The organism is Pseudoalteromonas sp. bablab_jr011, from assembly GCF_016464045.1.
GTDB lineage: Bacteria > Pseudomonadota > Gammaproteobacteria > Enterobacterales > Alteromonadaceae > Pseudoalteromonas > Pseudoalteromonas lipolytica.
In genome coordinates, this window is the sequence record NZ_JACDWU010000084.1 from 1 (window position 1) to 2,365 (window position 2,365).

Annotated in this window: 1 protein-coding gene; it reads right to left on the bottom strand. The window is 42.7% G+C overall.

Going from position 1 to position 2,365, the window contains the following annotated elements:
- Positions 1-2,361 (bottom strand): TonB-dependent siderophore receptor (locus tag JIG41_RS02735; RefSeq protein ID WP_199524222.1); only part of this gene is annotated, 2,361 nt, incomplete at its 3' end.
- Between the last annotated feature and the right edge of the window lie 4 nt (positions 2,362-2,365).

Sequence of the window (2,365 nt, forward strand, 5' to 3'; positions counted from 1 at the left end):
CATAACGTATGACACATCTAGTGAAGTACGGAAGCTACCGTATTCTGTATCAAACTTATATGCAGTATAGAAGTCGATACCTTCAACGTTATATGTACCAGAGTTTTGTAAGAAGTTACGTAAGTCAGTTACGTTACCATTTACATCACGGTCAATATAATCACATGACGTTGTATTGTCACCCGTCGCACACTCACTCAAAATACGAGATGCACCGTAGCGACCAATCGAGTTAGTTACTTCAATATCGTAGTAATCTACAGTGAACTCTAAACCGTCAACAAAGCTTGGGTTATACACAAAACCAAACGTTTTAGATTCTGACTCTTCAGGCTTTAAGTCTGGAGATGAAACATTCGTGATTCGGATTTGAGTATTTGATTGTGCATAGCCATTTGGTACACCCGCACAACCTGGAAGGTCAGGAACTACACCATCAACAGAGTTACATGGATCCGTTAAAGTTGGGTAAGAATCTGCGTTACCTGCGTACAAGTCTGAAATAGAAGGTGCACGATAACCTTCAGCCCACGTACCACGTAGTAATAAATCATCAATTGGACGATACTCAACACCTACTTTAGCCGTTGAGTTACTACCATAAGCACTGTGATCTGAGAAGCGAATCGCTGGAGAAACAGTTAAACCTTCAATTACTGGAATTGATAGCTCTACGTAAGCTTCATCTAAGCGGAAACCACCCGATGTTGCATCACGTTGGTTACCTGACGTTTCACCACTTTGAGTTAACGGATCTGGTGTGTCATAACCACTTTCTTCACGACGTTCAAAACCAACAGCCATGCCAACGACACCTGCAGGCAACTCAAAAGCATCACCAGAGAAGTTAAGAGTATAATCTTTTAACTCAAGACCTTCACGTGAAACACTGTCAAACGTTACAAAGTCAATCATATCTTGAGTGATAGAGCCCGCACCACCAAATAAGTTTAGCGGTACACATGACGTTGATGCATTACAATTGTCACCTAGGGCTTGATTTATACGCGTTAGGTTAAGAAGACCTGTCGTGTATACATCTTGGCTGTTCTTACCATAAATATACGATGCATCCCAAACCCAAGAAGTATCACCGATACCACCTTCAAGACCTACCATTGCACGGTATGTAGTATCATTTTGACGATAGATACGGTTACCTGCTTCTACGAAACGACGTTGTCCGGCAAAAGGAATGTAACCTTCAACACCCGAGCGTGCTGCATCACCATATAACGTTTCACCGAAAGGGTTATAAATATTATTTTCATGAATATCAACACGACTTGCAGCAGCACCAAACGAAGCACCAATTGTTAATGGCATCGCAGCAAGTAACTGTGAAGATTCACGGTTTGTCATCATGAAATCAGAAACAAATCGAACATCATCGCTGATATCATAGAAAGCTTGAACGTAGAAGCTGTTACGTTCTTGAGGCGTGACTAGGTAGTTTTCAGGTGCATAGTTATATACATCACCATCACGGTCACGGAATGAATCAAGACCTACTGAAGAACCAGCACCATTTGGTACTAGATCGAAACCAGCATTAGATTTACCTGCATTGTTTTCAGTGTAGCCTTGTGCAAGCAATTGATCGCGTAAATCAGAGCTGATAGCGCTAGAAGTTAAACGAATGCGGCCTTTTTCAGTTGTCGAGCTGTTACCCATTGATGAAATATCACGATCGCCAGCCCAGATTTCTTGTTGCGTTACATGGCTTAAGTTCATCATTAAGCCACCACGGTCAGAAGTAGTACCTACCGTTAGGTCTGCTGAATATTGACGTCCGTCGTTGTACTTCATATTCTCACCGCCATACAATGACAGTTCAACACCTTCGAAGTCACGACGTGTGATGATATTTACAACACCTGCGATTGCATCAGAGCCATAGATTGCTGACGCACCATCTTTTACCACTTCCACACGCTCAATAGAAGCAGCAGGAATAGAGTTTAAATCAACAGTCGAGCCAAGTGAAGACACCCAGCGTTTACCGTTTACAAGCACCAACAAACGCTGAGCGCCAAGGTTACGAAGGTCCATGTTAGTTGAACCATTACCACCGTTATTGAACGCAGTATTTAGAGCTGCACCCGCTGCTGGAATTTGTTGAAGAATGTCACCGATGCTTAACTCACCAGTGGCAGCAAGATCTTCACGACCAATCACTAACACTGGGCTTGCACTTTCTAAATCGGTACGCTTAATGCGTGAACCGGTAACTTGGATACGTTCAACTTTTTCAGCACTTTCGTCTTCTGCTGCGATAGTACTCGCAGAAAATGCAGCCGTTGATGCCGCACCAAAAGCGATCGCTAAGCGAACAGCTTTTGAAACTTGATTATTTAACATTTGA